Source organism: Citrobacter sp. wls829 (assembly GCF_005280825.1).
GTDB lineage: Bacteria > Pseudomonadota > Gammaproteobacteria > Enterobacterales > Enterobacteriaceae > Citrobacter > Citrobacter gillenii.
Genome location: NZ_SZWP01000066.1, coordinates 31,961 through 57,711, shown reverse-complemented (window position 1 = coordinate 57,711; position 25,751 = coordinate 31,961). Strand labels below are relative to the sequence as shown.

Genomic DNA, 25,751 nt, shown 5'->3' with positions numbered 1-25,751 from the left:
CGGCTGATACGTTGCCAGCCGCGTCATTATTTTTATTTGCTGTTGCGCAGATCCAGCGCCACGTCGACGATCATATCTTCCTGGCCGCCCACCATTCGGCGTTTGCCCAGTTCAACCAGAATATCCACCGCGCTCAGACCATAGCGCGCCGCCGCCACTTCGCAATGACGCAGGAAGCTGGAATAGACCCCGGCATAACCCAGCGCCAGCGTTTCGCGATCCACCCGCACCGGGCGGTCCTGCAGCGGACGGACTAAATCGTCGGCGGCATCCATCAGCGCGTAAAGGTCGGTGCCGTGCTGCCAGCCGAGTTTATCTACAGCGGCGATAAACACCTCCAGCGGCGCGTTGCCCGCCCCTGCGCCCATGCCCGCCAGGCTGGCATCAATACGGTCACAACCCTCTTCTACTGCCGCCAGGGAGTTCGCCACACCGAGGCTCAGGTTGTGGTGAGCATGCATCCCGGTTTCCGTTTCCGGCTTCAGTACCGCTTTCAGGGCGCGGAAGCGATCGCGAATGTCCGTCATGTTCATTGCCCCGCCGGAATCGACCACATAAATACAGGTCGCACCGTAGTTTTCCATCAGCTTCGCCTGCTGCGCCAGTTTCTCCGGCGTGGTCATGTGGCTCATCATCAGAAAACCGACGGTGTCCATGCCCAGCTCGCGCGCATACTGAATATGCTGGGCCGACACGTCCGCTTCGGTGCAGTGGGTCGCCACGCGCACCACCCGCGCACCGGCCTGGTACGCGTTTTTCAGGTCATGAATCGTGCCGATACCCGGCAGCAACAGCGTGGCGATTTTGGCGTGCTCCACCACGTCCGCCGCCGCTTCAATCCATTCCAGATCGCTGTGCGCGCCAAAGCCGTAGTTAAAGCTGGAGCCCTGTAACCCGTCGCCGTGCGCCACCTCAATGGAATCGACACGCGCATCGTCCAGTGCTTTAGCGATTTGGCGGACGTTTTCCAGCGAATATTGATGACGAATAGCATGCATGCCGTCACGCAAGGTCACGTCAGAGATATAGAGTTTTTTACCATTCATGCTGCTTCTCCTGCCTGACGCGCGAGTGACTGTGCCATCTTTTCAGCGGTCGCCAGCGCGCTGGAGGTCATAATATCGAGATTGCCCGCGTAGGCTGGCAGGTAGTGCGCCGCACCTTCCACTTCCAGATACACCGCAGTTTTCAGGCCGGAGAACTGGCCAATACCCGGCAGATTCACCGGTTTATCCTGTGGGATGACCTCAAACTGCACGCGCTGTTTCAGGCGGTAGCCCGGCACGTACGCGTGTACCGCCGCTGCCATTTGGTTAATCGACGCCTCAATTTCTGCCTGAGAAGCCTCTTCGCTCAGCACATACACCGTGTCGCGCATCATCAGCGGCGGCTCCGCTGGGTTGAGCACAATAATCGCTTTGCCTTTCTCGGCACCGCCCACCACTTCAATCGCCTTCGAGGTGGTTTCGGTAAATTCATCAATATTGGCGCGCGTGCCCGGCCCCGCGGACTTGCTGGCAATAGAGGCGATAATCTCGGCGTAATACACCCGCGCCACGCGGGACACCGCCGCCACCATCGGGATGGTCGCCTGGCCGCCGCAGGTCACCATATTGACGTTCAGCCGATCCACATTGGCCTCGAGATTCACTACTGGCACGCAGTACGGGCCAATCGCCGCCGGCGTCAGGTCGATCAGGCGGATCCCCGGCTTAACCGCGCGTAAGGCGGCGTCATTTTTCACGTGCGCACCCGCGCTGGTGGCGTCAAACACGATGTCGATATCGGCAAATTCCGGCATTGCAATCAGCCCCGTTACCCCTTCATGGGTGGTGGCGACGCCGATGCGTCTGGCGCGCGCCAGACCGTCGGATCCCGGGTCGATACCGACCATCACCGCCATCTCAAGCTGCTTGCCGTGACGCAGAATTTTAATCATCAAATCGGTGCCGATATTACCGGAGCCGATAATGGCAACTTTACGCTTACTCATGACTGACTTCCTTTTGTAACCGCCGCAGAGAACGTGGCGGCGACTGAACCAATACCCTCGATATGGGCCTCAAAACGATCGCCCGCATTTACCGCGACCATCGGGCCTAACGCCCCAGTGAGAATGATGTCTCCGGCACGTAGCGGCTCGCCGAGGCTGGCCATTTTGCGCGCCAGCCAAACGGCGGCGTTGATCGGATGCCCCAGACATTCGCTACCGCGCCCGCTGGAAACCTCCTCGTTATTACGCGTCATTTTCATCGTACAGTTTTTCAGATCTAACCCCGCCGGGCGCTGCGCCGGGCCGCCAACCACGTACACGCCGCAGGAGGCGTTATCCGCCACGGTATCAACAAATTGAATCGACCAGTCGCGAATACGGCTGCCGACCACTTCCATTGCGGGCAGCACCCACTCGATGGCGTTAACCAGCTCATCAAACGTGGTGTCGGTCGCAGGCAGGTCGCGGTTCAGCACCAGCGCAATCTCCGCTTCAATCCGCGGTTGCAGCACGCGCTCAAACGGGATGGTGTCGTTATCGCCGTAACACATGTCGGCAAACAGCGTGCCGAAGTCGGGCTGACTGACCCCCAGTTGCTGCTGGACTTTCGGGTGCGTCAGCCCCACCTTACGCCCAACCACGCGACGCCCCTGCGCCACGTCGTGCTGCACGTTGATGTGCTGAATGGCGTAGGCCGCCTCGGCGTTGTCCACACCAATCAATTCGCGCAGCGGGGCAATCGCGACACCCTGCTCCTGTGCCTGGCGTAAATCAGCGGCTAACTGTTCAAGATTACGATTCGTCATTTCCGTTCCTTAAGGTCGTGCGAGGAAGTTCAGCACCAGCTGATTAAAGGCGTCCGCATGTTCCCACTGCGCCCAGTGCCCGCAGTCGCGGTAAATGTGCAGCTCTGAACCCGCAATTCCGGCGAGCAGGCGCAGCCCGGCGTCCATCGGCACGAAGCGATCGTTGCGTCCCCAGACAATCAGAGTCTGGGCTTTGATCTCCACCAGACGCGGACTAAAGTCCGGGAACTGTTTTGGATTGGCTTCCAGGCTCTGGACAAAGTTTTCCAGGTGATCGCGACGCGACAGCATGTTATTGAGTCGTGCCTCAAACAGCGCGTCGGTCAGGTCGCTGGTGTCGAACACAAAGATGTCCATCATCAACTTCAGATTCTCGATGGTCGGCTCGCGATACAGCTGGTTCAGGCGCTTGATGCCTTCAGTTGGCATCGGCGTAAACAGGCTCATACCGCCCGTCCCACCGCCCATCAGTACCAGCTTGCCCACGCGCTCCGGCCAGCTCAGGGTGAACGCCACGGCGCTGTGGCCGCCCATCGAGTTGCCCAGTAAGTGGACTTGCTGAAGATCCAGCTGATCGACCACACTTTTCAGGATGCGGGCGTTCAGATCTGATCGCGACCCGCGGTTAACGATCCCATCGCTTTTCCCCCAGCCCGGGCAATCCAACAGGATCACCCGGTAACCGGCCTCAACCAGCGGATCGATATTGCGGCTGAAGTTGGCCCAGCCCGTGGCGCCCGGGCCGGATCCGTGCAGCAGCACAACGGTCTCTTCGCCCTGCCCACAGTCATTGACATGTACGCGTAGGGTTTCGCCAGCTTCCTGCACCTCAAGAAAACGGCTGCTGGCGGCTTCGGTTTGCGGTTGGTAAGTCATGATGTTCTCCTGCATGTTCAGTTCTGTTTCAGTTCTGTGTGGCGGCGCTCAACGAGCCAAATCCGGCGATCCACTCCGGGATCGGACGGTAGTAACGGCCTTCGCTGCGCCAGTGACCAAAAGCAGAAATAGCGGCGAAGGCGGCAACCCAGGTTTTCACTTCGTGCGTCGATTTGCCCGCCATCGCGGACAGCTCTTCGTTGCTGACGCCGTCCAGTTCCGCCAGACGCCCCTGCTCAAGCAGAGTCATAAAGCGGTTATCCCAGACGGGGTTGAGCGGGTGCAGCGTGTTCTGATCTTCAACAAACTTTTCGGCGGCGCTGATCACCCGCTGCTGGCGTAGCTGGCGTTCGTTTTCTGGCAACTGCTTACCGCTGCCAAGCAGACGGTCGCGCATGTGGGCGTCTGCCTTCGCCAGCTCGGGCACCGGCGGCTGGTGCGACAGCCCACCGGAGCCTATAAACAGCACGCGTTTATTCAGTGAGCTGGTGAACCGACCAATCGCCTCGCCGAGCAGGCGAGTGCGCTGGAAGCCCGGCAGCGGCGTAGCGACGCCGTTAATAAACACCGGCAATACCGGGACCTTATCCAGCCCGCCGAGCAAAAACTCCAGCGGCTGAGCAAAGCCGTGATCGACCTGCATGTTGTACGACACGGCAAGATCGATGCCGCTTTTCATCACCGCGTGGGCGCAGGCTTCCGCGAGATCCGCCGGCACCGGCAGTTCTCCCGCCGCGCTGCCAAAATCACCGATCGCCGTGGCGCCAATGCCTAAGCAAAACGGCGGCATCACATCGTAGAAAAAACCGTTATAGTGATCGGGGGCAAACAGCACCACCAGTTCGGGATCGAACGCCGCAATGCGCGCACGGGCGCTGGCGATCACCCCGTTGACCTCGTCGAGCACGGCCTGTGCCGGGTCGACATAGCCCACCAGCGGCGAGTGGGAAAGACAGTGAAGATAAGCGTGCATATCAGGCGACCTTTTCGACAGGAACCGCGACATGAGTGCGGGTGAGCGTCATCACCGACGCCAGTTTATTCAGGGTGCTGCCCAAGGTTTGCGGAATGGCAACCGCAGCAACGAAGCGATCCGGACGCATCACCACCAGCGCGGCGTTATGTTGGGCAAACCACGCGCGCAGGCGATTTTGCGTATCACCAATACGGATAACCCCGTCGTGGTTATCCTGTGAGGTATTGATCTGCGTGTCCGGCACCACCTGGATAAACCGCGTGCCGAGCGCGCGCCACAGCTGGATTTGCTCGTCACTCATACCCCACAGCGGATTACAGCCCCAGCCAATAACCGCAAAATTCGGCCCGATGACGTTGTCGAGCAGCGTCACGTCACCCGTTTCCAGCGTCACCTTTGGCTGAATAAACATCTTGCCGACCGGGGAGGCTTTCGCGTCGCCTTCACGCACCAGCGCCCCGACGTGATATTGCGGCATCGGCTTGAAGCGCATTTCGAGGAAGTAGCGTTTGACCGGCGGAATGTAGTTCAGCAGCCAGGAAATGCCGTCACGCACCGCGCCATGCCAGCGTTTCGGCGGTGCCAGCACGTTGCCCGCAGTCACCGACAAATCAATCATGGCTTTGGCGTGATCGCGGCGTTCCTGCTGGTAGGTGTCCAGCAGCGCATCACCGGCTTTGCCCTCAATGACCAGCGCCAGTTTCCACGCCAGGTTGAAGGCATCGCGCATGCCGCTGTTGTACCCCTGCCCCTGCCAGACCGGCATAATGTGCGCGGCATCGCCCGCCAGCAGCACGCGGTCAATACGAAAACGTTCGGCCAGACGGGCGTTATGGGTATACACGCGCTGGCGGATCAGCTCAACGTTGTCCGGGTTCGGCAACACTTTGCTCAGCAACTGGCGCATATTCTGCGGCTCGCTAAGCTGCGCTTCGGTTTCCCCCGGCATCACCATAAATTCAAAGCGGCGCACCGCGTGTGGCAGTGCGGCGGAGACATACGGACGCACCGGATCGCAGCACAGATACACGTGTGGGGTGCTGAGCGGATCGTTGGCGATATCCACCACAATCCACTGATTTGGCGCGGTTTTACCTTCGAATGGCACATTCAGCGAGCGCCTGACGACGCTGCCGCCGCCGTCGCAGGCCACCAGCCACTGGGCCTGCACCGTTTCACGCTGACCGTCCGGTGCCTTCAGGTTCAGCGTCACTTCGCCATCCTTCTGACTGAACGCCTCCAGCTCGCGAGAGAACAGGCAACGCACGTTGGGAAACCGCGACAGCCCTTCCAGCATCACCGCGTCTACCTGCGGCTGAATAAACGCATTACGGCGCGACCAGCCAAACTCGTCGGTCATCGGCTGGATATCAGCAAAGCAGCGGCCCTTGGGGGTAAGAAAGCGCATCGCATGCCATGGCGTGGTGTGCGGCAGCACGTTATCGACCAGACCGACGGACTGCAGGGTGCGCAGCGCTTCATCGTCAATGCCGATGGCGCGCGGATAGTCGATCAGCGCATCGAGCTTCTCCACCACCAGCACCTCAATGCCCATCTGGCCGAGATAGTTCGCCATCATCAGCCCCACCGGACCGGCTCCGGCAATCGCCACCTGCACGGTGTGTTGCACAGCGGGTTGGATATCCGGGTTTATCGTTGTCATTTCAGAACCTCACTACGCGGACAAAACGTCATGGCAGCCTCTGGAGAGACGCACCTGGCTTTGTTAAAAATATGTGAATAATTTTTTATTGTGCGGTCAGTATAGGAGGGTGTTTTTGCGCTACAATCAAAACATACCTGGATGTGCACTTAGTGCACTACGTTGTTTTATCTGTAGATTTGTCAACGAATATGAAAAGTGACGAGAGTACCGAATACAAAACCGTGCGCGGATTAACCCGCGGGTTAATGTTATTAAATATGTTAAACCGGCTCGACGGTGGGGCCAGCGTTGGTCTGCTGGCAGAGCTGAGCGGCCTGCACCGCACCACGGTCAGACGACTGCTGGAAACGTTGCAGGATGAGGGTTACGTCCGGCGCAGCCTATCCGATGACAGCTTTCGCTTAACCATCAAAGTTCGTCAGCTCAGCGAGGGATTTCGTGACGAGCAGTGGATTTCCGCGCTGGCCGCGCCGCTGCTGGGGGATTTACTGCGCGAGGTCATCTGGCCGACCGACGTTTCCACGCTCGACGTCGATGCCATGGTGGTGCGTGAAACCACCCACCGCTTCAGCCGCCTGTCATTTCACCGGGCGATGGTCGGGCGTCGTCTACCGTTGCTGAAAACCGCCTCCGGCCTGACCTGGCTGGCGTTTTGTCCGGAGAATGAACGTCAGGAGCTGATCGAAATACTGGCATCGCGACCGGGAGAAGAATTCCAGCTGGCGCGCGAACCGCTGAAGCTGGACGCCATCCTGACTCGCGCGCGCAAAGACGGTTTTGGACAGAACTATCGCGGCTGGGATCAGGAGGAGAAAATCGCCTCTATCGCCGTGCCAATCCGCAGCGAACAGCGGGTGATCGGCTGCCTGAACCTGGTGTATATGGCCAGTGCGATGACCATCGAACAGGCCGCGGAAAAACACCTTCCGGCCTTACAAAAAGTGGCGAAGCAGATCGAAGACGGCGTGGCGTCACAGGAGATTTTGGTTGCCGGGAGGTGAGATGGATCACATTTCCCCTCCCCCTCTGATTAAGAGCCACGTTCACTGCGCAATGTGTCGTCGTTATCTGTCAGCAGAGACGTTCGCGATTTACCGTTTCTGATTTTTCCATCAATACCAGGTTGAGGTTTACCAAACAGATAGCCTTGTGCGAAATCGCAGCCCAGAGCCTGAAGACTTTCCAGTTGCTCCTGCGTTTCAACCCCTTCTGCAACCGCCTTCATATTGAGAGATTTCGCCATACCGGTGATAAGTTTGATGATGTTAAGGGCGTCTTCCTGTGTAGATATCGAATGCACAAAGGACTTGTCTATTTTGATTTTGTCGAAAGCAAGCCTGCTCAGCCGCGAAAGCGAAGAGTATCCCGTACCAAAATCATCAATGGAGATTTTCACGCCCAGGGCTCTGAGCCTGTTAAGCGTATTCATCGGCGTACTGCTGTCAGTAAAAAGAGAGGATTCCGTCACTTCCAGTTCAAGACGATCAGCCGGAAGTCCTGTTTCTTTCAGAATAGACAACACTATTCCGGCAAAGGCTTTGCTGCTTAGCTGGACAGGCGAGACATTGACTGAAATTTTAGCCGGAACCGCCCAGTAAGCCGCTTCCCTGCAGGCCATTTCAAGCACCGATTTCCCCATTTCATTAATCATTCCTGTCTTTTCAGCAACAGGAATAAAACTATCCGGCGACAGCAGGCCTTTAAGAGGATGTATCCAGCGGATAAGGGCTTCATAGCTGTAAATTTCCCTGCTGAAAGAATCTACAATCGGCTGGTAATAAACCACGAATTCTTTATTCGCTATTGCCATCGCCATATCATGCTCAAGGGTTCTGCTTTCTTGCAACTTATCTAACATGCGTTGCCGGAAGACTTTTATCTTACCAGAACCTTCTTTTTTGGCTTCATATAGGGCCAGATCGGCAAATTTATATAGATAGTCGGAGCGGCGTTCAGTTTCGGAAATAACAATGCCAACGCAGGTGGTAATGTTGATAATCGTGTTATAAATCGTGTAGGGCTGGTTGATAAATTCACATATTTTTTGCGCGCGAGAAACAGCATGACTCTCAGTCAGACCCGTCGAGAGAAACGCAAACTCATCCCCACCTAAGCGATAAAGCGTATCTGAAGTCAGGCTCATCGAAACCAGGCGATGGGATATCTGACGTAACAATGAATCACCGACATCATGACCATACGTATCATTGACCTCTTTGAATCGGTCTAAATCAAACAACATCACTGTCACAGAACTATTATTCTTTTCTGCCGTCTCGATGGTTTTATTTAAATCTTCCCAAAAAAGCTGGCGGTTATTCATCTCGGTAAGAGAATCATGGTAGACGTCATGTTCCAGTTTTGTATTCTGGATTTGCAGTTTTTCTTTAGATTTCTGCAATTCTTCAGCAAGACGCTTAACCTGAAGATGCGCCTGCAGAATATTTCTGTTCTGATAGAATATCAGCACGCCCAGTATCGCACTCAGTATGATCAGCAGTACTGAGATCGCTGAATAAATATAGTACAGCGCTTGAATTTTGAGGTTTGTACTATTAATCGAGTTAACATCTTTATTTAGCGCACCGGATGAAAGACGGCCTAGCGGCGCATCCAGCGCATGCATTTTTTTCAAGTATGTCTGGAGCTCTGGACGATTCATTTTCTCAAGATGAACATCCAGATAGTTAAGTGTGTTTTCCAGTTGTAAAGCCAGTTCACCATGCGCTTCATTATTTTGTATATAATGCCCCAACTCACCTTCTTTCATTAAATCATTCTGGCTGAGCATGATGTCGAGGCGCAGACGTACATCATCGAGGTTCATAGAATCATCGATAGTGTAAAGACCAAGCCATGACTCAAAACGGTAGTATTCTGATACCAGTTGTGCAGCGGACCATGAATCGGTGTAGTGAGTCAGTTTCTGTAACTCTTGTTGCCGTTCATGCACGAGGTAAGAGATATACCCGGTAGATATAAAAAGAGAAAATATGATGCCCGCCAGTATTCTGTTCATGATGTTCTTCTGAACTCCTACTCAATATTCATTCTGCTGACCTGCCATGCTGAGCGTGCATAAAAAACCTGATTATTCAGTTCAGGCATGCTGTCATAGGGGTACACAATGAATAAGGGACCTTTATCACGGACGCGAATGTATTTTTCGTTGATTTTTACAGCAAGGATAACATTATATTTTTTGAAATCACTGAGTGGGATAATCGTGGTGTAGTCATTGAGCGCGGTGACCTTAACCACAGAACCTTTCGCGCCAACATAATCCATGAGCTTTTGCAGTGGAATACCCGTAAAGGTAGTGCGCCCATTATACCAGGGCGAGGTGGTCTGGAAACTGACCATGCCCAGCTTCTCAAGGCTGGCAATATCAAAAACGGCTTTCCCGTCTTCATTTGTATTTTCTATATTACCGGACAGCGTTAAAAGGGCTTTACCGGCAGGTTTAGAAAGTTCACCCGCCCAGAGCTGTGTGGAGACGACAAAGCTTAACAACATAACCATTAATCGCATTTTAACCTCGCCTGCCGACCGGATGTAAATGAATTATAATTTAGTTATAATGCTATTTACATATGCTGCCTGGATATTATTGGTGCAATAAACCCATTCATATTTTAAATCATCAAAATCAACAGGTTAGCCATCACTCCATTTTTATACTAATTAATAGCTCAGACAATGTCCGCCTGCCACCATGCAGGCCAAAAAAAACCGAAACCCCGCTCATAAAATGAGCAGAATTTCGGCACACGTTCAGCCTGGAGCGCTTTAGACTTTAAGCAGCTTTACCGTTTCTTCGATGTCTATCTCATCTTCCGAGAAGATCAGCGTCGTACCCTGGAAAGTAGTGATGGCCAGCTTTTTCAGCGAACGCATTTCGCCAGGCTTGACGTCTGACTTCGGCTTAATGCTGTTCATCAGCGCGCCCACGGACAGCACCGCATTTTCTTTATCAATGCGGGTTTCAACCGGCACTTCTTCGCTATACACCACCCAGGACTTGATCGCCGTGAGTTTCAGGCGCTCACCCGCGATATAGATGTATTTGCTGTCGGGCACCACTTTCACCGCATAGGCTGACAGGCCTTTGTTGTTAGTGGTCGGCTCGAAGGTCACCGCCGCGTCTTTCTTGATCAGCTCAGGATTAGCAACCTTAATCACATGAAAATAGCGGTTATCGCCGTTTTCATCTTTGATAAATCCAAAGCCTTTATCTTTAAACCACGTTGTGATTGTTCCGTTCATTGCTGTTTCCGCCTGATTAAAACGTCATACTCGTAAAATTTGCGCGCAGTGTAAAACATCGGCCACGTCTTTGGCTACTCGTTGCCCCAGCGGTTGAGGAACTCGGCGATATCATCGATACGCTGTGCGTCAATCCCGGCCACGGTTGCCATCTCCTGCTGCGCGTCTTCGCCGATCTCTTCGTTGTTCATCAAACGGACGATCAGCTGTTGGAAGTAGTGCGCCAGCGCGTCGCGTTCTGCGTCGCTAACCGGCTTTGCGGCCTCGGTCGCGTACTCGTCGGCGATATCATAATATTTTAGCGGAATGTCGTTGTTCATCAGGTGCTCCGGGGTGAATGCGTGTGCCAGCAGTTGTCTGCCGCGTCTGAGGTGAATGATAGCATTCTTATTTCACCGTTAGCGATCTGTTTTATTGACTGCAATATGTTTCATATATCCGCAATATTTTCTGGAACCACTTCGCATTTAATAAATCTCATTACGTTTAAATGACCCCATTTTTATACTCAGAAAAAATAATTAATAACGGATACATTAATAACTCCTGTTTCAAAATAGGAAACAACAGGCTTAATAAAAAGTGCAAAAAATGAAATTGAACTCATAGCCATCATCAGAGTAATGAAAACAACGAACCATCGAAAGAAGTTATTTTTCATTCCCAGTTCCTCACTGTAAATTATTAGTAGTTTTAGAACCGCCTTGCCCTGTTGTTTCTGTTATGATTGATGATATAGCGTTACCAGATGTTCCAGGTATTGGTGATAAAGGTAATGGTTTACTTACTCCCATCCCCATATTAACCCACTCGTAATTTTTCCATGTATGAACCCATTTATCTAATGAAATTGTGGCAGCCTTACCTAATCCATATCCGATACCCGAAGCGGCACCACTTATTACACCACCTTTAAATGGATCATCTCCGTTCAGATAACTTGACGTTGCACCACCCGCCGCATTCCAGCCTACTGTTCCCCAGACTCCCGTACTTGCAGTAAATGCTCCAACATAACTGGCAATCAGGACTCTGTTGGATTGACTGTGCCATTGGCAAGATACTGAATACCCGCATTGGCTGTCCCACCAATTCCTGCAGTTAGCTGCATCCCTCCCGGCAGATAAGTCAGCCCTGCTGAGGCCATTGCAAATGCCACTGAATCACGTTTATTTATCGCTTCCTGACAGGCGGCTCCACCAGGATTATCCGAACAACTCGCCATATCTATCCCATGCTGACGTATCCATGCTGCCTGAGCATCCTCACTCCCGCCCATCAGGTTATTCTCAACAACTAAATTTAATTGTTACGCCAATGTAAAAACCAACTTACTGCATTACATAAGAATGAGCAATATCCACCAATTTTCAAAGCATTTAATACATCACTATAAGAGAATAAAAAACGACCTCCAATCAAATAATAGGAAATCACTCTCAAGAGAAAAAATATTGATATTGTTGTAATAAACACACAAATAAACCATAACAGAAAAGACATAAGAAATCGCAATAGAGGATGAAATGATTTCATTTTTTCTGCTCCTGTTGATTTTTAATTTGCTCCTGAAGAATAACACCTGCGCCTTCAGAACCAACAGAAGAACCAATATTCCCAGAAATTTCTGGAGCTGGGTTTAGTGGTAAAGGTTTGCTAATACCTTTACCTATATCGACCCATTCCCAGTTTTTCCAACCCGGGTTAATTATATTCTCTAATGGTCGTTGGATAATTTTTCCTACGCCATACCCTATTGCGGATCCCCCGCCATTAATAATCGCCCCAGACAGTGGATCTTTGTTGTCAATCCAGTTACCAAATGCACCACCCGCCGCATTCCAGCCTACCGTTCCCACCACACGATTCCCCATACTGAACACATTCACCCAGCCAGCCACTACCGCGCTGGAAGGGTCAACCGAACCATCCGCCAGGTAGCCAATTCCTGCATTTGCCCCCGCGCCAAGTCCCCACATCGCCTGAGCACTGCCAGGAAGCAGAGCCACTGTACCTGTTGCCAGCGCCAGCCCTACCGCATCACGCTCATTTTTCGCTTTCTGACAGGCGGCTCCGCCAGGATTATCCGAACAACTCGCCATATCTATCCCATGCTGACGTATCCATGCTGCCTGCGCATCCTCACTCCCACCCATCAGGTTATTCTCCGCCGCATTCTTCCCGGCCTGCGCGCCCGCTGCCGCAGACGACGTACTGTCTCCCGCCAGAGCGCCCGCCATTCCCGCGGACAGACTCGCCAGCATGCTGATGGTCTGCTTTTCCGCTTCGCTCAGCTCACTGACCTGCTTATCCGGGTACATCGCCTCCATTATCGCTTTCGCCGCCAGTTCGCCCGTGACGGCCCCTGCAGCTCCCGCCGCCGCGCTGTTTCCCTGCATCGCCGCTGCCGCGCCACCCAGTATCGCATGCGCTATCAGCGCCGCATCATCGCTTAATCCCGAATCATGACCAATAATATTCGCCAGGTACGGGGCCGATGCCCCCGCCAGCGCCGCGCCGGCATCTCCGCCCGCCAGCCCCTGAAGCGCTGCCGTCGCCGCCTGAATACCACGCTGAAAATCACTCCCTGTACCATATTCTGCCTGTGCATCACGCCAGGTCTGCGTTTCTTTCAGCTCTTCCGCCGTTTTATCCGGGTAAACCTTCCGCGCTTCCTCCAGCGCATTCAGCTCCCCCTGCGTCCGCGCGATATCTGCCGCCTGGCTGCCCATCTCCCCGATGAGGCTCACTTCCTGCAGCCGCTTCTGCTCTTTCTCTTTGTCAAAAATCGGGCTGATGCTGTCGTTCGCATGCTCCGTATCACGGCTCAGACCCGCCACATCCTGCTGCTGATTCGCCGTGTCGCGAACCGTCACCGTTCCTGCCGATACTGCCGCCTGCGTCGTCCCGTCCGCATGACCGCTGTTGCCCCCGACCGTGACCATCCCGACCGGCATGTTGCCTTTGAACCCGCCGCCCGTGTCTCCACCGCCAGCGCTCACGCTGGCTCCCGCATGGCTGACCGTAAAGTCCGCTTCGTTATGAATATCCCTGAAACCCAGCGTCCCGGTGTCCAGACTGTTTTTATCCGCCGTCGCCGTCGAAGCGATTACCGCGCCGTCCAGCTGCGTGTGCCCGCCCACCGTCACGTCAAATCCGCCGTCACCGGCAAACAGCCCCGTCTGCTCCTGCACCGAGGCATAGTCGCTCTTCATCTGGTCCTGGCTGGCGCTGATATAGCCTGAGCCGGACATGCTGCCGTAGGTAAAGCTGCCCCCGGCCGCCGCGCTGCTCTGCTTCGACCGGTAGTCATTGCTGTCCTGGGCGCTGCTCATCCACAGGTCGCCACCGATGTCAGCCACCACGCTGTCACCGCTGACCTGCGCCCCGTTCAGGATGGCGTCACGCCCGCTGACCAGCGAAACCGTACCGCCGCTGTCCAGCGTGGTCTCCGTCCACGCCGTGCCGTTGCCCTTTTCACTGCCTTTTGCGCCGTTGACGTTGGCGAAGACGCTGATGCCGTAACTGTCTGCGTTGACGCCGATACCGACGCCCACCCCGCCCCCGCTGCTGCTGTTTGTGCCCGTCGTCTGCTGGGTGTTTGCCGCACCGCTCAGCACAATATCGTTCGCCGCCACCAGCGTGGTGTCCCCGCCCGCCTTTATCTGGCTGCCGCCGATCAGGATGTCGCCGCTGTTGCCGCTTTGGCCGCTGCCCGTCGCGGCGATAATCAGGTTATTCCCGGCATTCAGGGTGCTGCCCGTCACGGTATCCGTCTGAGTATGCTGTTCAGATTTGGCGCTCTGCGACGTCAGCGAGACGCTGATACCCAGCCCGCTGTCCGCTTTGTCGCTGGCCCGGGCAACCGCTGCCGCCTGCACCGCCTGCGCGCCAGAAAGCACCGCTTTGGTGGCCTGCAGCGCCGCCAGACGGTCATCGCTCTCCCCCTTAGCATCCTGTGAGGTTTGCACCGCGCTGTTTACTGCGCTGCCTGCTGCACCTGACAGCGCCACCGTCAAGCCGCTGCTCTTCTGCTCAAACGTCTCATCGCGGGTACGTTTGTCATGGCCGGGCTCAATCACCACGCTGTCGCCGAGCACGGCAATATCTTTCTGTGCGATGATATCCGCACCGCCGATGTGTACCTGCTGACCGGCGGTAATGCTGACGTTGCCGCCGGTTGACCCGACCGTGCTGAAGCTCTCGCTCTGGGTGGTGCCCTGCTCGCGCAAATCATGCGTGGTTTTACTGCTGCCGATGGAAAAACCGATGCCGCCTGTTCCCATCACGCCGCTTTTTTTCGTTTCTTTAAATCGCCATGCGGTGTCGGTATTGGTTGCGGCAATAATATCGACGTTGTTTCCGGCACCGAGCGCCACATCGCCATCACCGACGACGGCTGAGCCCTGTACCAGAATGTTGTTCCCGGCAGCTACAGTCACATTGTCACCGCTCAGCAACGTGCCTTTTTCACGCGTGGCGCTGTCCTCCTCAATCGTGTGGGTGGTCTTTTTATTGAGGAATCCTTTTTTGGTTTTGGTGGTTTCTTCGTAGTGGTAGTCACTTTCCGTCGCCGTAATGAGATTCACATCCCGGCCCGCCGCTACGCCGATATCCCCCTGAGCAATCACATCGGTTGCCTGCGCATTCACATCGCGCCCGGCGATAATGACCGTGTCGCCACCGCTGGCAACTTCCGTTCCCTGCTGGCGCACGGACTCATTGATGATGGTTTTTTTCTTCGCGCGGTAACTGTCGCCTTCGGCCGTGGCCTCGGCCAGCAAATTGACATCGCGTCCGGCCTGCAGACCCACATCATTTTCCGCCGCCAGGCCCGCCGCGTGGGCGTTAATATCCTGACCCGCGATCAGGACCAGGTTATCGCCCGCAGAAATAGTGGTGCGATCCAGCCCGGAACGGTGCGATTCACTGCCCCCGTCGCGGCTGTTCTCAAGCGTGGTGGCCGCATTCAGGTTGAGATCGTTACCCGCAGTCAGCACCGCACTACCGCCAGCGTTCACGTCGCTTGCCGTCAGGTTGAGATTATTCCCGGCATTGATGCCAAGGTCCCCTCCTGCGCTGATGCTACTTCCCTGCCAGCCCTGTGATGAACGGCTGGTCTCGTCAGTCCAGCGTCCGGCATGGCTCTGCGCATCGTTAATGTGATTCGCATTCACCGCAATATCTCCCGCGGCATTCATCTGCAGTGAATCGCCCGCCGAAAGCGTTGCGCCCGTGACGGTGATATTCTTGCCTGCCGAGAGCGACAGCCCATCCTGTGCGGTAATCGACGCCGTCGTGCCCAGCAGCGTGTCTTTAAAACTCACATTGCCGTATTTATCCCACGCATTGATGTCTATCTGCTCCACCTGCGTCAGGTTATTAATGCTGCCGTCGAGACTTGCCAGCTGAACCGTTTTTCCGCTAATAGCGGCGCTGATGTTATTGATATCACCAATAGCGCTCAGGTCGAGGTTGCCCCCGGCCTGCATCAGGCCATTGTTGAGATTGTTAATGCTATTCTGGCTATCGAGGGTCAGGGTGTTATTCGCCAGCAGCGTACTGCCGGTGTTAGTGATAGTGCCGCCTGCCAGTTGGACGTTATTTCCAGAGATGACGCTCCCGTTATTGACGGTGATATCCTTCGGCGACAGATAGAGCTTCGGTATCATCACCGTTTCACCGTTGACGGTCGCCGCTTCCCACCACAGCATGCTCTGCTCAAGAGAGGCAATTTGCTCCGCCGTCAGGGCCACGCCAAATTTCAGCCCCAGCGACTGCTGTGCGCTGGCGGCGCTATCCATCAGATAACGCATCTGATCGAGATCGGAACCTATACCGTTGATATAACGGCTTCCTGTCTGATTCAGCATCGCATTACTGACGTAACGGGTATCGAACGCCGCGTCACCGAGAAAACGGTAATCGTATTCCGGATTCAGGTTGAGACGGTCCAGCATATACGCCGATCCGAGGAACTGATTTTGATCGGTATAGGCGCGGTTGGTTTCACGTGGGGCATCGCCAGGCGTAATCCCCAGCAGTACGTTCAACTCGGCAAACAGAGCCGGATCCAACTGACCCAGGCCGTTAAGCTTAGGATTAATGTTGATCAGGTACGGGCTTTGAGGATCGTCAGAGACAACAAAGTAGCCGTTTTGACCAAAAGGCAATGGATACGCGCTGGTATCCACCGCTTCCCCCTGATTAATCTGGCTGTTCTTATCGGTAGAGACGGTGTCCAGCGTTGCATCCGCGACATTCCCGGCATCCAGCGTGCCACCGTTAATCTGCTGCAGGGCATCTTGCAGTTGATCGTTCCACTGCGGCGAATTAACGCTAACCGCTTCACTATCTGCCAGTGTCTGCTTTTGCACCCCGGCGTCGATGGTCTGGTTACTGAGAGTATTCAGGGCTGGGGTAACGAGGGTATTTATCGCCCCACCCGCACTCGGGGTGGTTGTGGTATTGCTGATATCCTGCGAAAAATTAGCCAGAATTGTTCCGCCAGACTGAATAACAGCGCGGTATGCCGTTCCTCCAGAGGTTTCCTCCCGGTCATTACCCTGAGCGATATAGTGAATCGGGCCGCTATTATATCTATCCGCGTCTACCGAAGCGGCAGGGGTCTCCCAGGTAAAACCTGATTGCTCAGCAACATACGTCCGATAACGGGTGATTGTACCGTCAGTCCAGGACTGATTTTGCAGGATTGAACCGGAAAGGGACATATCCCCACCCGCAAGCAGCGTGCTGGCATTATTTTCCAGATGATCTGCCTGGATTACCATCCCGCGCGCGGCGCTGATGCGCCCGGCACCGCCGTTTGCGGAGACTGAAAGGGTAGAACGTGAAATAGCGATCTCTTTCGCAGGGCTGTTTTTCATCGCCAGGGGTATTGCGACATCGCTACAGTTTGGGCCTGCGCCGTGCCCTGGGCTACCGCCTCCGCTGCAGGATCGACTAACAACATAGCCGTAGTCAGTTCCCAGAATAAGTTCTGACAGAGGAATGTCGGCATATCCCTCATTCAGCCATGCATACTGTTGTGTCAGATCTTCAGTGTTACCATTACTTACCACCAGCCCGTCCCTCTGGTTCAGAAGATGTCCGGTTTTAATCGTGATATCGCCGCTCTGCGTCTCGATGGTGCCGGAGGTGTTGATGACCTCGCGGTTGGCATTTCCCGCCGCATCTTTCTGCATCCACAGGCTGTTGCCCGCAAGAATATCGCCGCGCTGATTGGTGATAGAGTCGGCATACAGCGCCATGTTATTTGCCGCATACAGCAGCGCCGTGTTGATGATCGCCCCCGGTGTATTGAGCGTGAGCGTTCCGCGCGTGCCGGTAAAACCGTCTACGGTAATAGTGTCGCGACTGGTGACCATGATGTCACCCCCACCCTGTACCGTTCCGGCGGCATTAAGCGCCACGTTGCTGCCGCTGAGGCTGCTCGTACCGCTGCCGGTGGTAATTTGCCCATTGTTGCTCAACTGCCCGCCCGCGGTCAGGTTTACCACCTGCCCCTGCATGACATTGCGGTTGTCGATGGCACCCTCGCTGTTAACAGTGAGCGTGTTGCCCGCAGCAAGCGTACTGTTGGCGGTGAACGCATTCACCAGTTTCAGCGTCAGATTACCCAGCGCAACCACCTGCCCGAAGGCGTCCAGAGATTGGCTATTGAGAGTCAAATCGCCACCGCTGAACAGTTTGCCAGCCGTATTCTGGCTCACCCGATCGGCATTAACGGTCAGTTGGGACGTTCCTAACACCGTACCGTTATTGGTCAACTGCTGGTAATTGAGCGTCAGTTGTCCCGCCTGCGTCGTCCCCTGGTTAGTGAACTGACTGCCCGTCAGCGTTGCGCTGTCGGCAAGCCAGTTCCCGTTGTTGGTGGCCGTTGCCGCATTCAGAATGAGATTTGTCGCCTGTAGCCAGCCCGCGCCGGAATACTGCGGCGTGGTGAGTCTCAACTCGGCGCCGGAAAGCAGCTGCCCCTCATTCAGCGCTCGGGTTGTGGCGTTAAGACGCGTGTTGCCGCCGCCCTGAATCACGCCGTAGTTAAACAGTATGGGCGTGGCAATCGTCAGTCCCTGACGGCTGACAATTTCACCACCCGCCAGGTTCGTCAGGTCACCGCTCAGCGCCAGCGTGGCGTCATTATCCCCCTGCAGGCGTCCGCCATTGGTTAACGCGCCGGACGTTATATTTAGCGTCGTCCCCTGAATGCTGCCCGCGTTAGCCACCGATGCCGCATTGAGATCCAATGCACCGCCGGTGAGCATGCTGCCCGACGCCTGTTGGCTGACCGCGCCATTCATGGCTAACGTCAGGCCATTGACCCCGCTGATTGCCCCGGCGTTATCCAGCGTTGTTCCGTTTAACGTCAAATAACTCGCCGCCCATTGCCCGTTATTCGTCAGGGATAGCGCCTGTAGCGTGGCATTGCCGAGGGCGGTGACTTTGCTGCCCTCGGCAGAAGTGAGATTTTTGACGAGCATAAGCTGTAGCGCGTCTGCGCTTTGGATTGCTCCGCTATTAATCAGCGACTGCGCATTGAGCAGAATCGACTGCCCCTGCCACGTTCCTGCGTTGGTCACATCACCGGACGTCACTTTCAGCATTCCCTGGGTTAGCAGCGACCCGCCCGCCGCATTCATCAGTTCCTGCTGCGGGGCTGCCACCGTCAGGCTTTGCAGACCAATCAATACGCCCTGGTTATGAATACGATCCTGGCTTAGCGTCAGGGTATTTCCCTGTACCACCCCAGTGTTTGTAAGCTGCTGACCATCAAGCGTAATGTCACTTTCACTGAGGATGTTTCCGGCATTATTCAACTGCTGTGCAGCTAACGACATGGCTCCCTGACTCATCAATTCGCCCGGCAGGGCAAATCTGTTACTGATGTCAGCCGTCAGCGCACCAAGGCTGACCAACGAACCCGCGTGCTGCCAGTCATCAGACGTCACCGCGACCTGTTGTCCCTGTAACGTACCTTGCGTAATCATCGTACCGACATCAACGGTCAGCGCGCCGCCGCTCAGCGTCAGAGACGTCGTGCCTGTGCTAAGCGTATCGCCGCGTAAAGCCAGTCCGTTCGCCCCCTGCCACAAGCCATTGTTGCGCAGCGTCGTTGCCGCAAGCATGAGCGAATCCCCCACGATACGCCCGGCGCTGATCAGGTCGTTTGCGGTGAGCGAGAGTCCGCCGCCGCTTTGAATTTGTCCGACGTTGGTCAGTTGCCCGGTCAGTGTCCCTTCCAGGCCACCTAACCCGTTGAGCACACCGCTGTTATTCAGCGCATCGGCTGCCAATGTAAGGGTATTCCCCTGCATCACCCCGGCGTGCTCTACCGTACCCGCGTTCACCGTCAGCGCATTACCGGTTAGCCATTGCCCCGTCGTCTCCGTCGTCAGAGCACCCGCAGAAATCAATGCGCTATCATTCCCCTGAACCAGACCACCGTTCTGAACAGTGTTTCCGTCGAGAGTGATAGTATTCGCCACCAGCATGCCGCTATTTTCCAGCGTTTGCGCCGTGAGTTGCGCACTCTGGTGCGCGAGCAGACGCCCAGAATTATTTATCGCATCGCGCAGTTGCAGCTCAAGCGTGTCGGCCTGAATGTCGCCAGCGTTAATCAACTGAAGACCACCAAGGCGCAGATCGCCATCGGTAGCAATAATCCCGTCGTTAGTCAGGTACGGAATGTCCAGCGCCAGAGCAGTAAGGCTGTAGATCGTACCGCCACTCAGGTTTTGCAGATTATCGGTACGCAGATTCAACGCCGCGTTACCCTGCAGCAGGCCGCTGTTAGCAATATGCTGGCTGTCGAGACTGAGGTTGTCTGCCAACAGCGTGCCGTTTTGAGTGATTGTTTGCGCCACGTTCAGGTTCATCTGCGTGGCACTCGATTTTCCGTCATGGGTGAGGGTGTTTGCCGTCACGGTCAGGTCATTTTTCGCCGCGTGGGTGCCGTTCAGATGTACCATCTCGGCTTGCAGGGCGATATTCTTCCCACTTTGCACCTGAGCATCCGTGGCTGTAGAGATACGCTGGCCTTTAATCGTCAGCGTATCTGCCGCATTGAGCTGACCACTAAGATTAACATCACGCGTGGCGGCAATATCCAGCGATTTCCCCTGCATCACACCGCTGTTGGTCACGCTGCCACCCTGAATACGGGAGGCATCCCCCGCACTCCATTGGCCGCTGTTACTCAGCGAATCCGCCTTCACACTCAGCTGTTTTCCGGCAGTGACCGTTCCCTGCGTGGCAACATGATTGCGCCCGGTCAGCGAAACATTTCCGCCGGCATCCATTTGCGCCGCGCGCTGCTGGGCTATATCGCCGGCCGTCAGCACAATATCCTGACCCGCAGTAAGCGCACCGCCATTCTGCACCAGCGTTCCTTGCGCAGTAAGCTGCAGGTTTTTATCACTGACCAGGGCGCTATCAGTCAGGGCGATAGCACCCTGACTGGTGATGGATAAATTATCCCCCGCTTTATGATCGCCAGAAAGCGCAACCTCTTGCCCTTTCATGGAAACAGCCCCACTGGCCAGGCTGGACTTAACGGTTAATTTTCCATTTGCATCAAGCGTGATATCACCCTGACGGGCGTTCAGATTCCCGAGGTTGACCCCCAAACCTTTCTCGCTGGAAACCAGACGGATCCGGTTGGCATACATTCCGCCTAGCGCACCGGTATCTACCGCGATTTTCGGTACATCCCCTTCGCCTTGCAGTTGACTCACCTGCCCCTTCGCCGTTATGCGGTTAGCTCCGGCTATCACACTGAGATTTTTTGCATGCAGTGCCGCGTTGATTTCCGTGGCGCGGGCAATAATCGACACCGCATCGCTCTGGCTACCATCCAGCCCTTTGCCTTCGATGGTAATGCTGCCTTTGCTTACATCCAGCGACTGCAGATTACCGTTAGCATCTAACACCGGTTTACCGGTAGTCAGGGTGGCGTTAGGCGTGTTGATAAATCCGCACCCGTTACAGGTAATGCCATAGGGGTTGGCGACCATGACGTTGGCAGCTTTCCCCGCGACTTCGGTATAGCCCTGGAGCTGTGAACGGCTATTCCCGGTAACTTCGTTGATGATCCCTGTCGCTTCTTTTCCTGAACGCAGGTTCGGGTTGTTCTGGATAATGCCGCCAAGCAGGGTCTGATTTAATTGCCCGGTGGCGTTGTTAAGAATCAGCCCCTCTTTTCCCACGTTGTAGTCGTTATATTTGTTGTGTGAAATCCCGGACGCGTTCGGCGTAGCGATGTTCACTACCGGAACACCGTTGGCCGCCTTATCCATTTGCGTATTGCCGACAGGAGTGATGGTGGCGGCAATGGCCGGAAACAGCGGCTGCGTGGCCAACAGGGCGCTCAATACCCCACTAAGTACACGCTGAGAGAAACGAATCTGATCCTTTGTCATTATCCTGCTTCCTTAAAATGCCACGGCCACGCGGTAATAAATATTGAGATGATCCGGTGCCAGCCAGTCCGGGTACTTCACCGGCGTTCCAACGGTAAACTGACTGGAGAACCAGCGCCCTGAACTGGTTAATCCCAGCGCAGCGCCCCACAACGTGCCGGAGGCTGAACTATCAAAGCCATCCTGTTTCAGCCAGCCTCCGTCGAATGCCGCCATCGCGCCAATCTGCCCAAATACCGGCAACGTAAAGAGCGAATAATTCACTTCGTTGCGCCAGTAGCCGCCGTTATCCCCGGAAATGTATTGTTCTTTAAAGCCACGAACTGACGTTTCACCGCCCAGCGTCAGGCGTTCGCTGCCGTAAAGGCGGTCCGGTGACCACTGAAAATAGACGCTGCTCAGCCACCACAGATTCTCTGTCAATGGGCGTTGAAAGCTGCCGCTAGCGCTCCATTTGCGAAATTCTGCCTTCGGGACATCACCCTGTTTATTATTGTCATTCTCTGCGCCAAACCACGGCACACCCTGGGTAAACGTGGGGTTAAGCGTGGCAACGCCGGAGGCGATTTTTTGCGTATGGTTGATACCCAGCGAAATACTGGAAAGCTTGCGGCTACTGGTTTCCAGTAGGACATCATTCAATTTGTTACGGTTAATTCGATGCGTCAGGCCCAGCGCTGCCGCGGTTTTGATATCACCATTGCGAAACAGCCCCCAGGTGCCGGTCAGACGATGGGTTTCGCTGTCGCCAGTTGAACGCCAGGCATAGCCATTGTTATCAATGGTGCTGAGGTAATTACTCCAGCTGTAGTTGTAATCAAATAGCCCGTAGCCGTAAGGAATGCTCACGCCCGCAGCAACGTTCTGCGCATCTTTACTGCTGGAAAAATCGCTGCTGCGCCCACCGCTGATAAACCATTTATCCGCCAGGCCGAACGGGTTATTGGCAAATAACGCCCCGCTCAGTTGCCCCGTTCCGGTACTCTTTTGCCCGCTGTTATCAAAACTGACTGAGCCAGTAAGCGGCGATTCAGGCGCAGCCGTCAGGTTTACTATCGAGAAGCCTTGTTGGCTGCCAGGTAAAATTTCTATTTCAACCGGCGTCTGGCGAACCCGGTTCAATTGCTCCATACCCTGTTCAATATCGCGCAGATTGAGAATCTTTCCTTCCAGCCCAGGAAAGGTCATTTTCAGCGTGCGTGACGGGACACCTTCGAGACGAATCTCCTGCAATTTTCCCTCAAGTACCGTAATGCGCAGCACACCGGAGGAGAGATCCTGCTCGGTTAAAAAAGCACGGCTGGTGATAAAACCGCGGCTGATGTACCAGTCAGAAATCGCGTTCGTCAGCGCCGTCAGGCGAGCGATGTCCAGACACTGATTTACCCACGGTGCGGTTAGTTTTCTGGCGGCTTTGGGTGATAACTGGCTTGCGCCCTCAATATCGATACGAGAGGTCGTAAAACAGGCCCCAGAGGGCGTGGCAGGAAGCGTTGCTTTTTCCGATTGAGGGAGGACAACGCTACGGCCTAACTCTTCGCGCTGACGCTGGTTCTCATCAAGTAATTGCTGCTGCTGTTGCTGAACTGAACTGCGATCGGCAGGTGATAAAGGCGCAGCGTGCCCCGTCATGGTCAATGACAGAGCCCACCCTGACAGTAAAAAAGTAATCCCGACGTCCCTGATCTTCACCCGCAGCCCCACTTTCCATAACCCATCATGGCTGTTAAAAAATGAGCAAACTAGGTTAAAAGGCACAAAATGTAAATAAATGACACAGTGATATTCAGTTTGTAACCGTTTTCCTATTGCTTTTTAGGAAAAGTGCCCGGCTTAAATATCAAGTTTTCACCTGGAGGGCTTTATTTTCCCAGCGATTGGCCCAATCCCATCGCTAGTCGCCCATTTGCCCACATTCATCTTCTGGACAACACTCCAGGATGACACCACTGACCCAACACGTGGAGCAAACACCATGAACATCACGCAAATCCGTAATGCCACACTGCACATCACCTTTGGCGGCAAGACCTTCCTCGTTGATCCAATGCTGGCCCCGAAAGGTGCGTATCCGGGTTTTGCCGGAACGGCGCGCGCAGAGATCCGCAATCCGACCGTGGAGCTGCCCGTTGACATCGACACCCTGCTTAACGTCGATGCGCTGATCGTCACCCATCTGCATGAAGATCACTGGGACGAGGTTGCCGCGCGCGTTGTGCCGAAAGACAAGCCGATCTACGTACAAAATGATCAGGATGCGCAGGTGCTGCGAGGACAGGGGTTCACCCAACTGAGCGTATTGACAGAAAATACCGCGCTGGGGGACATCACCCTGCGTAAAACCGGCGGCCAGCACGGGTCGGATCGCGCCTACGCCGTGCCGCAAATGGCAGAACGCCTGGGTGACGCCTGCGGAGTTATCTTCCAGCATACAGCAGAAAAAACGCTGTATCTGGTTGGCGATACTATCTGGCGCGATGAGGTAGAGGCCAATATGCAGACCTTCCAGCCTGATGTCGTGGTACTGAACGCCGGTTTTGCCCACGTCATCGGCTTTGGGCCGATCATTATGGGCGCGGAAGATGTGCTAAAAACCCACTTTGTGCTGCCTGAAGCGCAGATTGTGGCGACCCATATGGAAGCCATTAACCACTGCCTGCTGACGCGCGCGGCGCTGAAAGAATATGCGTTCGACAACCAGATTGCGCAATTCGTCAACGTGCCGGAAGATGGGGAAACCCTGACCTTTTAATGCCAACAGAGGAATCGTATGCGCTCGCTTACCGTCGCCATTGTCGCCGTGGAAGATTTCAGCCCGTTTCATTTTTCGGTGCCGTGCATAATTTTCAGTGACAAAATGGCGGCGAAAAAGCGCTTTGAGGTGCAGATATGCGCCGAAAAGCCCGGTATCGTATCTTCGCAGGATGGCTTCTCCGTCACCGCCTCTCACGGTTATGAGGCGGTGACGGCAGCCGATATTGTAGTGGTCCCCTACTGGGGCACTACCGGGCATCGCCCGCCGCAGGGTCTGCTCAATGCCCTCAATTGCGCGCGGCAAAACGGCGCACAGATTGTCGGGCTGTGTCTGGGCGCGTTTGTCCTCGGCTACGCGGGCCTGTTAGACGGAAAGCGGGCCGCGACGCACTGGGAATTTGAGCAAGATTTTCAGACGCGCTTCCCGGCGGCGCGTCTGGATATCAACGCCCTGTACGTTGATGACGACGGTATTATTACCTCGGCAGGTACCGCCGCCGCACTGGATTGCTGCTTGTACGTCATCCGCCAGCACTTTGGCAGCACGGTAGCGAACCAGATTGCCCGACGGATGATTGTGCCACCGCACCGCGAAGGGGGACAGGCGCAGTTTATTGATCAGCCGGTGGCGAAAAATACCCAGGATCAGCGCATTAACACCCTGCTCGATTATTTACGCCAGCACCTCCACGAGCAGCATAACCTCGACACGCTGGCGCAGCGGGTGATGATGAGCCGTCGCACCCTAACCCGCCATTTTATGAAGGCCACCGGGTCAAGCGTGGCCGAATGGCTTATTACCGAGCGCCTGCGACGCAGCCAGGAGCTGCTGGAGTCCAGTTCGTTACCCGTCGAACGTATTGCTGAACAGGTCGGTTTTCTCTCTCCGGTCACCTGGCGCCAGCATTTTAAAGCCCACTTCGGCGTCAGCCCGGCTGAATGGCGCAAGACCTTCCGCGGCGCAGCGTAAACAGGC

16 protein-coding genes are annotated in these 25,751 nt (G+C 55.1%); 3 read left to right on the top strand and 13 right to left on the bottom strand.

The features are described 5' to 3' along the window. Positions 1-32: 32 nt before the first annotated feature. From mhpE to FDW88_RS12985, 6 genes are read right to left on the bottom strand one after another with little or no spacing between them, the layout of a single operon-like run. Complete coding sequence (gene mhpE, locus FDW88_RS13010; protein ID WP_117342091.1) at positions 33-1,046, bottom strand: 4-hydroxy-2-oxovalerate aldolase; 1,014 nt, start codon at positions 1,044-1,046, stop codon at positions 33-35. Next, complete coding sequence (gene mhpF / locus FDW88_RS13005; RefSeq protein WP_137362707.1) at positions 1,043-1,993, bottom strand: acetaldehyde dehydrogenase; 951 nt, start codon at positions 1,991-1,993, stop codon at positions 1,043-1,045. Before mhpF ends, mhpE begins: the two co-directional genes overlap by 4 nt. Beyond that, positions 1,990-2,799, bottom strand: a complete 810-nt coding sequence (gene mhpD, locus FDW88_RS13000) for a 2-keto-4-pentenoate hydratase (RefSeq protein ID WP_115259290.1) — start codon at positions 2,797-2,799, stop codon at positions 1,990-1,992. The genes mhpF and mhpD overlap by 4 nt, the downstream gene beginning before the upstream one ends. 9 nt (positions 2,800-2,808) lie before the next feature. After that, positions 2,809-3,675, bottom strand: coding sequence for a 2-hydroxy-6-oxonona-2,4-dienedioate hydrolase (mhpC, locus tag FDW88_RS12995; RefSeq protein WP_137362706.1), 867 nt, complete (start codon positions 3,673-3,675; stop codon positions 2,809-2,811). A 28-nt stretch (positions 3,676-3,703) separates the two neighbouring features. Next, positions 3,704-4,648, bottom strand: coding sequence for a 2,3-dihydroxyphenylpropionate/2,3-dihydroxicinnamic acid 1,2-dioxygenase (gene mhpB, locus FDW88_RS12990; protein WP_096758138.1), 945 nt, complete (start codon positions 4,646-4,648; stop codon positions 3,704-3,706). A gap of 1 nt (position 4,649) precedes the next feature. Beyond that, positions 4,650-6,314: a bifunctional 3-(3-hydroxy-phenyl)propionate/3-hydroxycinnamic acid hydroxylase gene (locus tag FDW88_RS12985; RefSeq protein WP_096758139.1), complete on the bottom strand. Its 1,665-nt coding sequence runs from the start codon at positions 6,312-6,314 to the stop codon at positions 4,650-4,652. A 191-nt stretch (positions 6,315-6,505) separates the two neighbouring features. On the opposite strand from FDW88_RS12985, the gene FDW88_RS12980 reads away from it, so the two are divergent. Next, positions 6,506-7,318 carry a DNA-binding transcriptional regulator gene (locus FDW88_RS12980; protein WP_135912487.1) on the top strand — a complete coding sequence of 271 codons (813 nt, stop codon included), beginning with the start codon at positions 6,506-6,508 and terminating at the stop codon, positions 7,316-7,318. 29 nt (positions 7,319-7,347) lie between these two features. Here FDW88_RS12980 and FDW88_RS12975 read toward each other — a convergent pair whose 3' ends face one another. The 7 genes from FDW88_RS12975 to FDW88_RS12935 form a co-directional block, all read right to left on the bottom strand. After that, positions 7,348-9,336 (bottom strand): bifunctional diguanylate cyclase/phosphodiesterase, encoded by a 1,989-nt coding sequence (locus FDW88_RS12975; RefSeq protein ID WP_137362705.1) that lies wholly within the window; start codon positions 9,334-9,336, stop codon positions 7,348-7,350. A gap of 17 nt (positions 9,337-9,353) precedes the next feature. Further along, complete coding sequence (locus FDW88_RS12970) at positions 9,354-9,848, bottom strand: molybdopterin-dependent oxidoreductase (RefSeq protein ID WP_137362704.1); 495 nt, start codon at positions 9,846-9,848, stop codon at positions 9,354-9,356. A 258-nt stretch (positions 9,849-10,106) separates the two neighbouring features. Next, entirely contained in the window at positions 10,107-10,583 is a 477-nt protein-coding gene (locus tag FDW88_RS12965; protein WP_096758143.1) for a cold-shock protein, read from the bottom strand. 74 nt (positions 10,584-10,657) lie between these two features. Continuing rightward, positions 10,658-10,903 carry a YmjA family protein gene (locus FDW88_RS12960; RefSeq protein ID WP_115259298.1) on the bottom strand — a complete coding sequence of 82 codons (246 nt, stop codon included), beginning with the start codon at positions 10,901-10,903 and terminating at the stop codon, positions 10,658-10,660. Between the two features lie 704 nt (positions 10,904-11,607). Continuing rightward, on the bottom strand, positions 11,608-11,862 hold the full coding sequence (locus FDW88_RS22690; protein ID WP_249354885.1) for a hypothetical protein: 255 nt from the start codon (positions 11,860-11,862) through the stop codon (positions 11,608-11,610). A gap of 253 nt (positions 11,863-12,115) precedes the next feature. Next, entirely contained in the window at positions 12,116-22,021 is a 9,906-nt protein-coding gene (locus FDW88_RS12940; RefSeq protein WP_137362702.1) for a hemagglutinin repeat-containing protein, read from the bottom strand. A gap of 12 nt (positions 22,022-22,033) precedes the next feature. Continuing rightward, positions 22,034-23,653, bottom strand: a complete 1,620-nt coding sequence (locus FDW88_RS12935; RefSeq protein ID WP_137362779.1) for a ShlB/FhaC/HecB family hemolysin secretion/activation protein — start codon at positions 23,651-23,653, stop codon at positions 22,034-22,036. 343 nt (positions 23,654-23,996) lie between these two features. Between FDW88_RS12935 and FDW88_RS12930 the strand changes: the two genes are divergently transcribed. Both FDW88_RS12930 and FDW88_RS12925 read left to right on the top strand, forming a co-directional pair. After that, the gene (locus FDW88_RS12930) at positions 23,997-24,773 is read left to right on the top strand and encodes an MBL fold metallo-hydrolase (protein ID WP_115259307.1); all 777 of its coding nucleotides are present in this window, start codon (positions 23,997-23,999) and stop codon (positions 24,771-24,773) included. A gap of 18 nt (positions 24,774-24,791) precedes the next feature. Further along, on the top strand, positions 24,792-25,745 hold the full coding sequence (locus FDW88_RS12925; protein WP_137362701.1) for a GlxA family transcriptional regulator: 954 nt from the start codon (positions 24,792-24,794) through the stop codon (positions 25,743-25,745). Positions 25,746-25,751 lie beyond the last annotated feature (6 nt).

Bases quoted from the DNA above. Each gene is read 5' to 3' on its own strand.
- mhpB (WP_096758138.1), bottom strand. From the start codon at position 4,648: ATGCACGCTTATCTTCACTGTCTTTCCCACTCGCCGCTGGTGGGCTAT.
- FDW88_RS12975 (WP_137362705.1), bottom strand. From the start codon at position 9,336: ATGAACAGAATACTGGCGGGCATCATATTTTCTCTTTTTATATCTACC.
- FDW88_RS12980 (WP_135912487.1), top strand. From the start codon at position 6,506: ATGAAAAGTGACGAGAGTACCGAATACAAAACCGTGCGCGGATTAACC.
- mhpE (WP_117342091.1), bottom strand. From the start codon at position 1,046: ATGAATGGTAAAAAACTCTATATCTCTGACGTGACCTTGCGTGACGGC.
- FDW88_RS12985 (WP_096758139.1), bottom strand. From the start codon at position 6,314: ATGACAACGATAAACCCGGATATCCAACCCGCTGTGCAACACACCGTG.
- FDW88_RS12930 (WP_115259307.1), top strand. From the start codon at position 23,997: ATGAACATCACGCAAATCCGTAATGCCACACTGCACATCACCTTTGGC.
- mhpC (WP_137362706.1), bottom strand. From the start codon at position 3,675: ATGACTTACCAACCGCAAACCGAAGCCGCCAGCAGCCGTTTTCTTGAG.
- mhpF (WP_137362707.1), bottom strand. From the start codon at position 1,993: ATGAGTAAGCGTAAAGTTGCCATTATCGGCTCCGGTAATATCGGCACC.
- FDW88_RS22690 (WP_249354885.1), bottom strand. From the start codon at position 11,862: ATGGGCGGGAGTGAGGATGCTCAGGCAGCATGGATACGTCAGCATGGG.
- FDW88_RS12960 (WP_115259298.1), bottom strand. From the start codon at position 10,903: ATGAACAACGACATTCCGCTAAAATATTATGATATCGCCGACGAGTAC.
- FDW88_RS12965 (WP_096758143.1), bottom strand. From the start codon at position 10,583: ATGAACGGAACAATCACAACGTGGTTTAAAGATAAAGGCTTTGGATTT.
- FDW88_RS12935 (WP_137362779.1), bottom strand. From the start codon at position 23,653: ATGACGGGGCACGCTGCGCCTTTATCACCTGCCGATCGCAGTTCAGTT.
- FDW88_RS12940 (WP_137362702.1), bottom strand. From the start codon at position 22,021: ATGACAAAGGATCAGATTCGTTTCTCTCAGCGTGTACTTAGTGGGGTA.
- FDW88_RS12970 (WP_137362704.1), bottom strand. From the start codon at position 9,848: ATGCGATTAATGGTTATGTTGTTAAGCTTTGTCGTCTCCACACAGCTC.
- FDW88_RS12925 (WP_137362701.1), top strand. From the start codon at position 24,792: ATGCGCTCGCTTACCGTCGCCATTGTCGCCGTGGAAGATTTCAGCCCG.
- mhpD (WP_115259290.1), bottom strand. From the start codon at position 2,799: ATGACGAATCGTAATCTTGAACAGTTAGCCGCTGATTTACGCCAGGCA.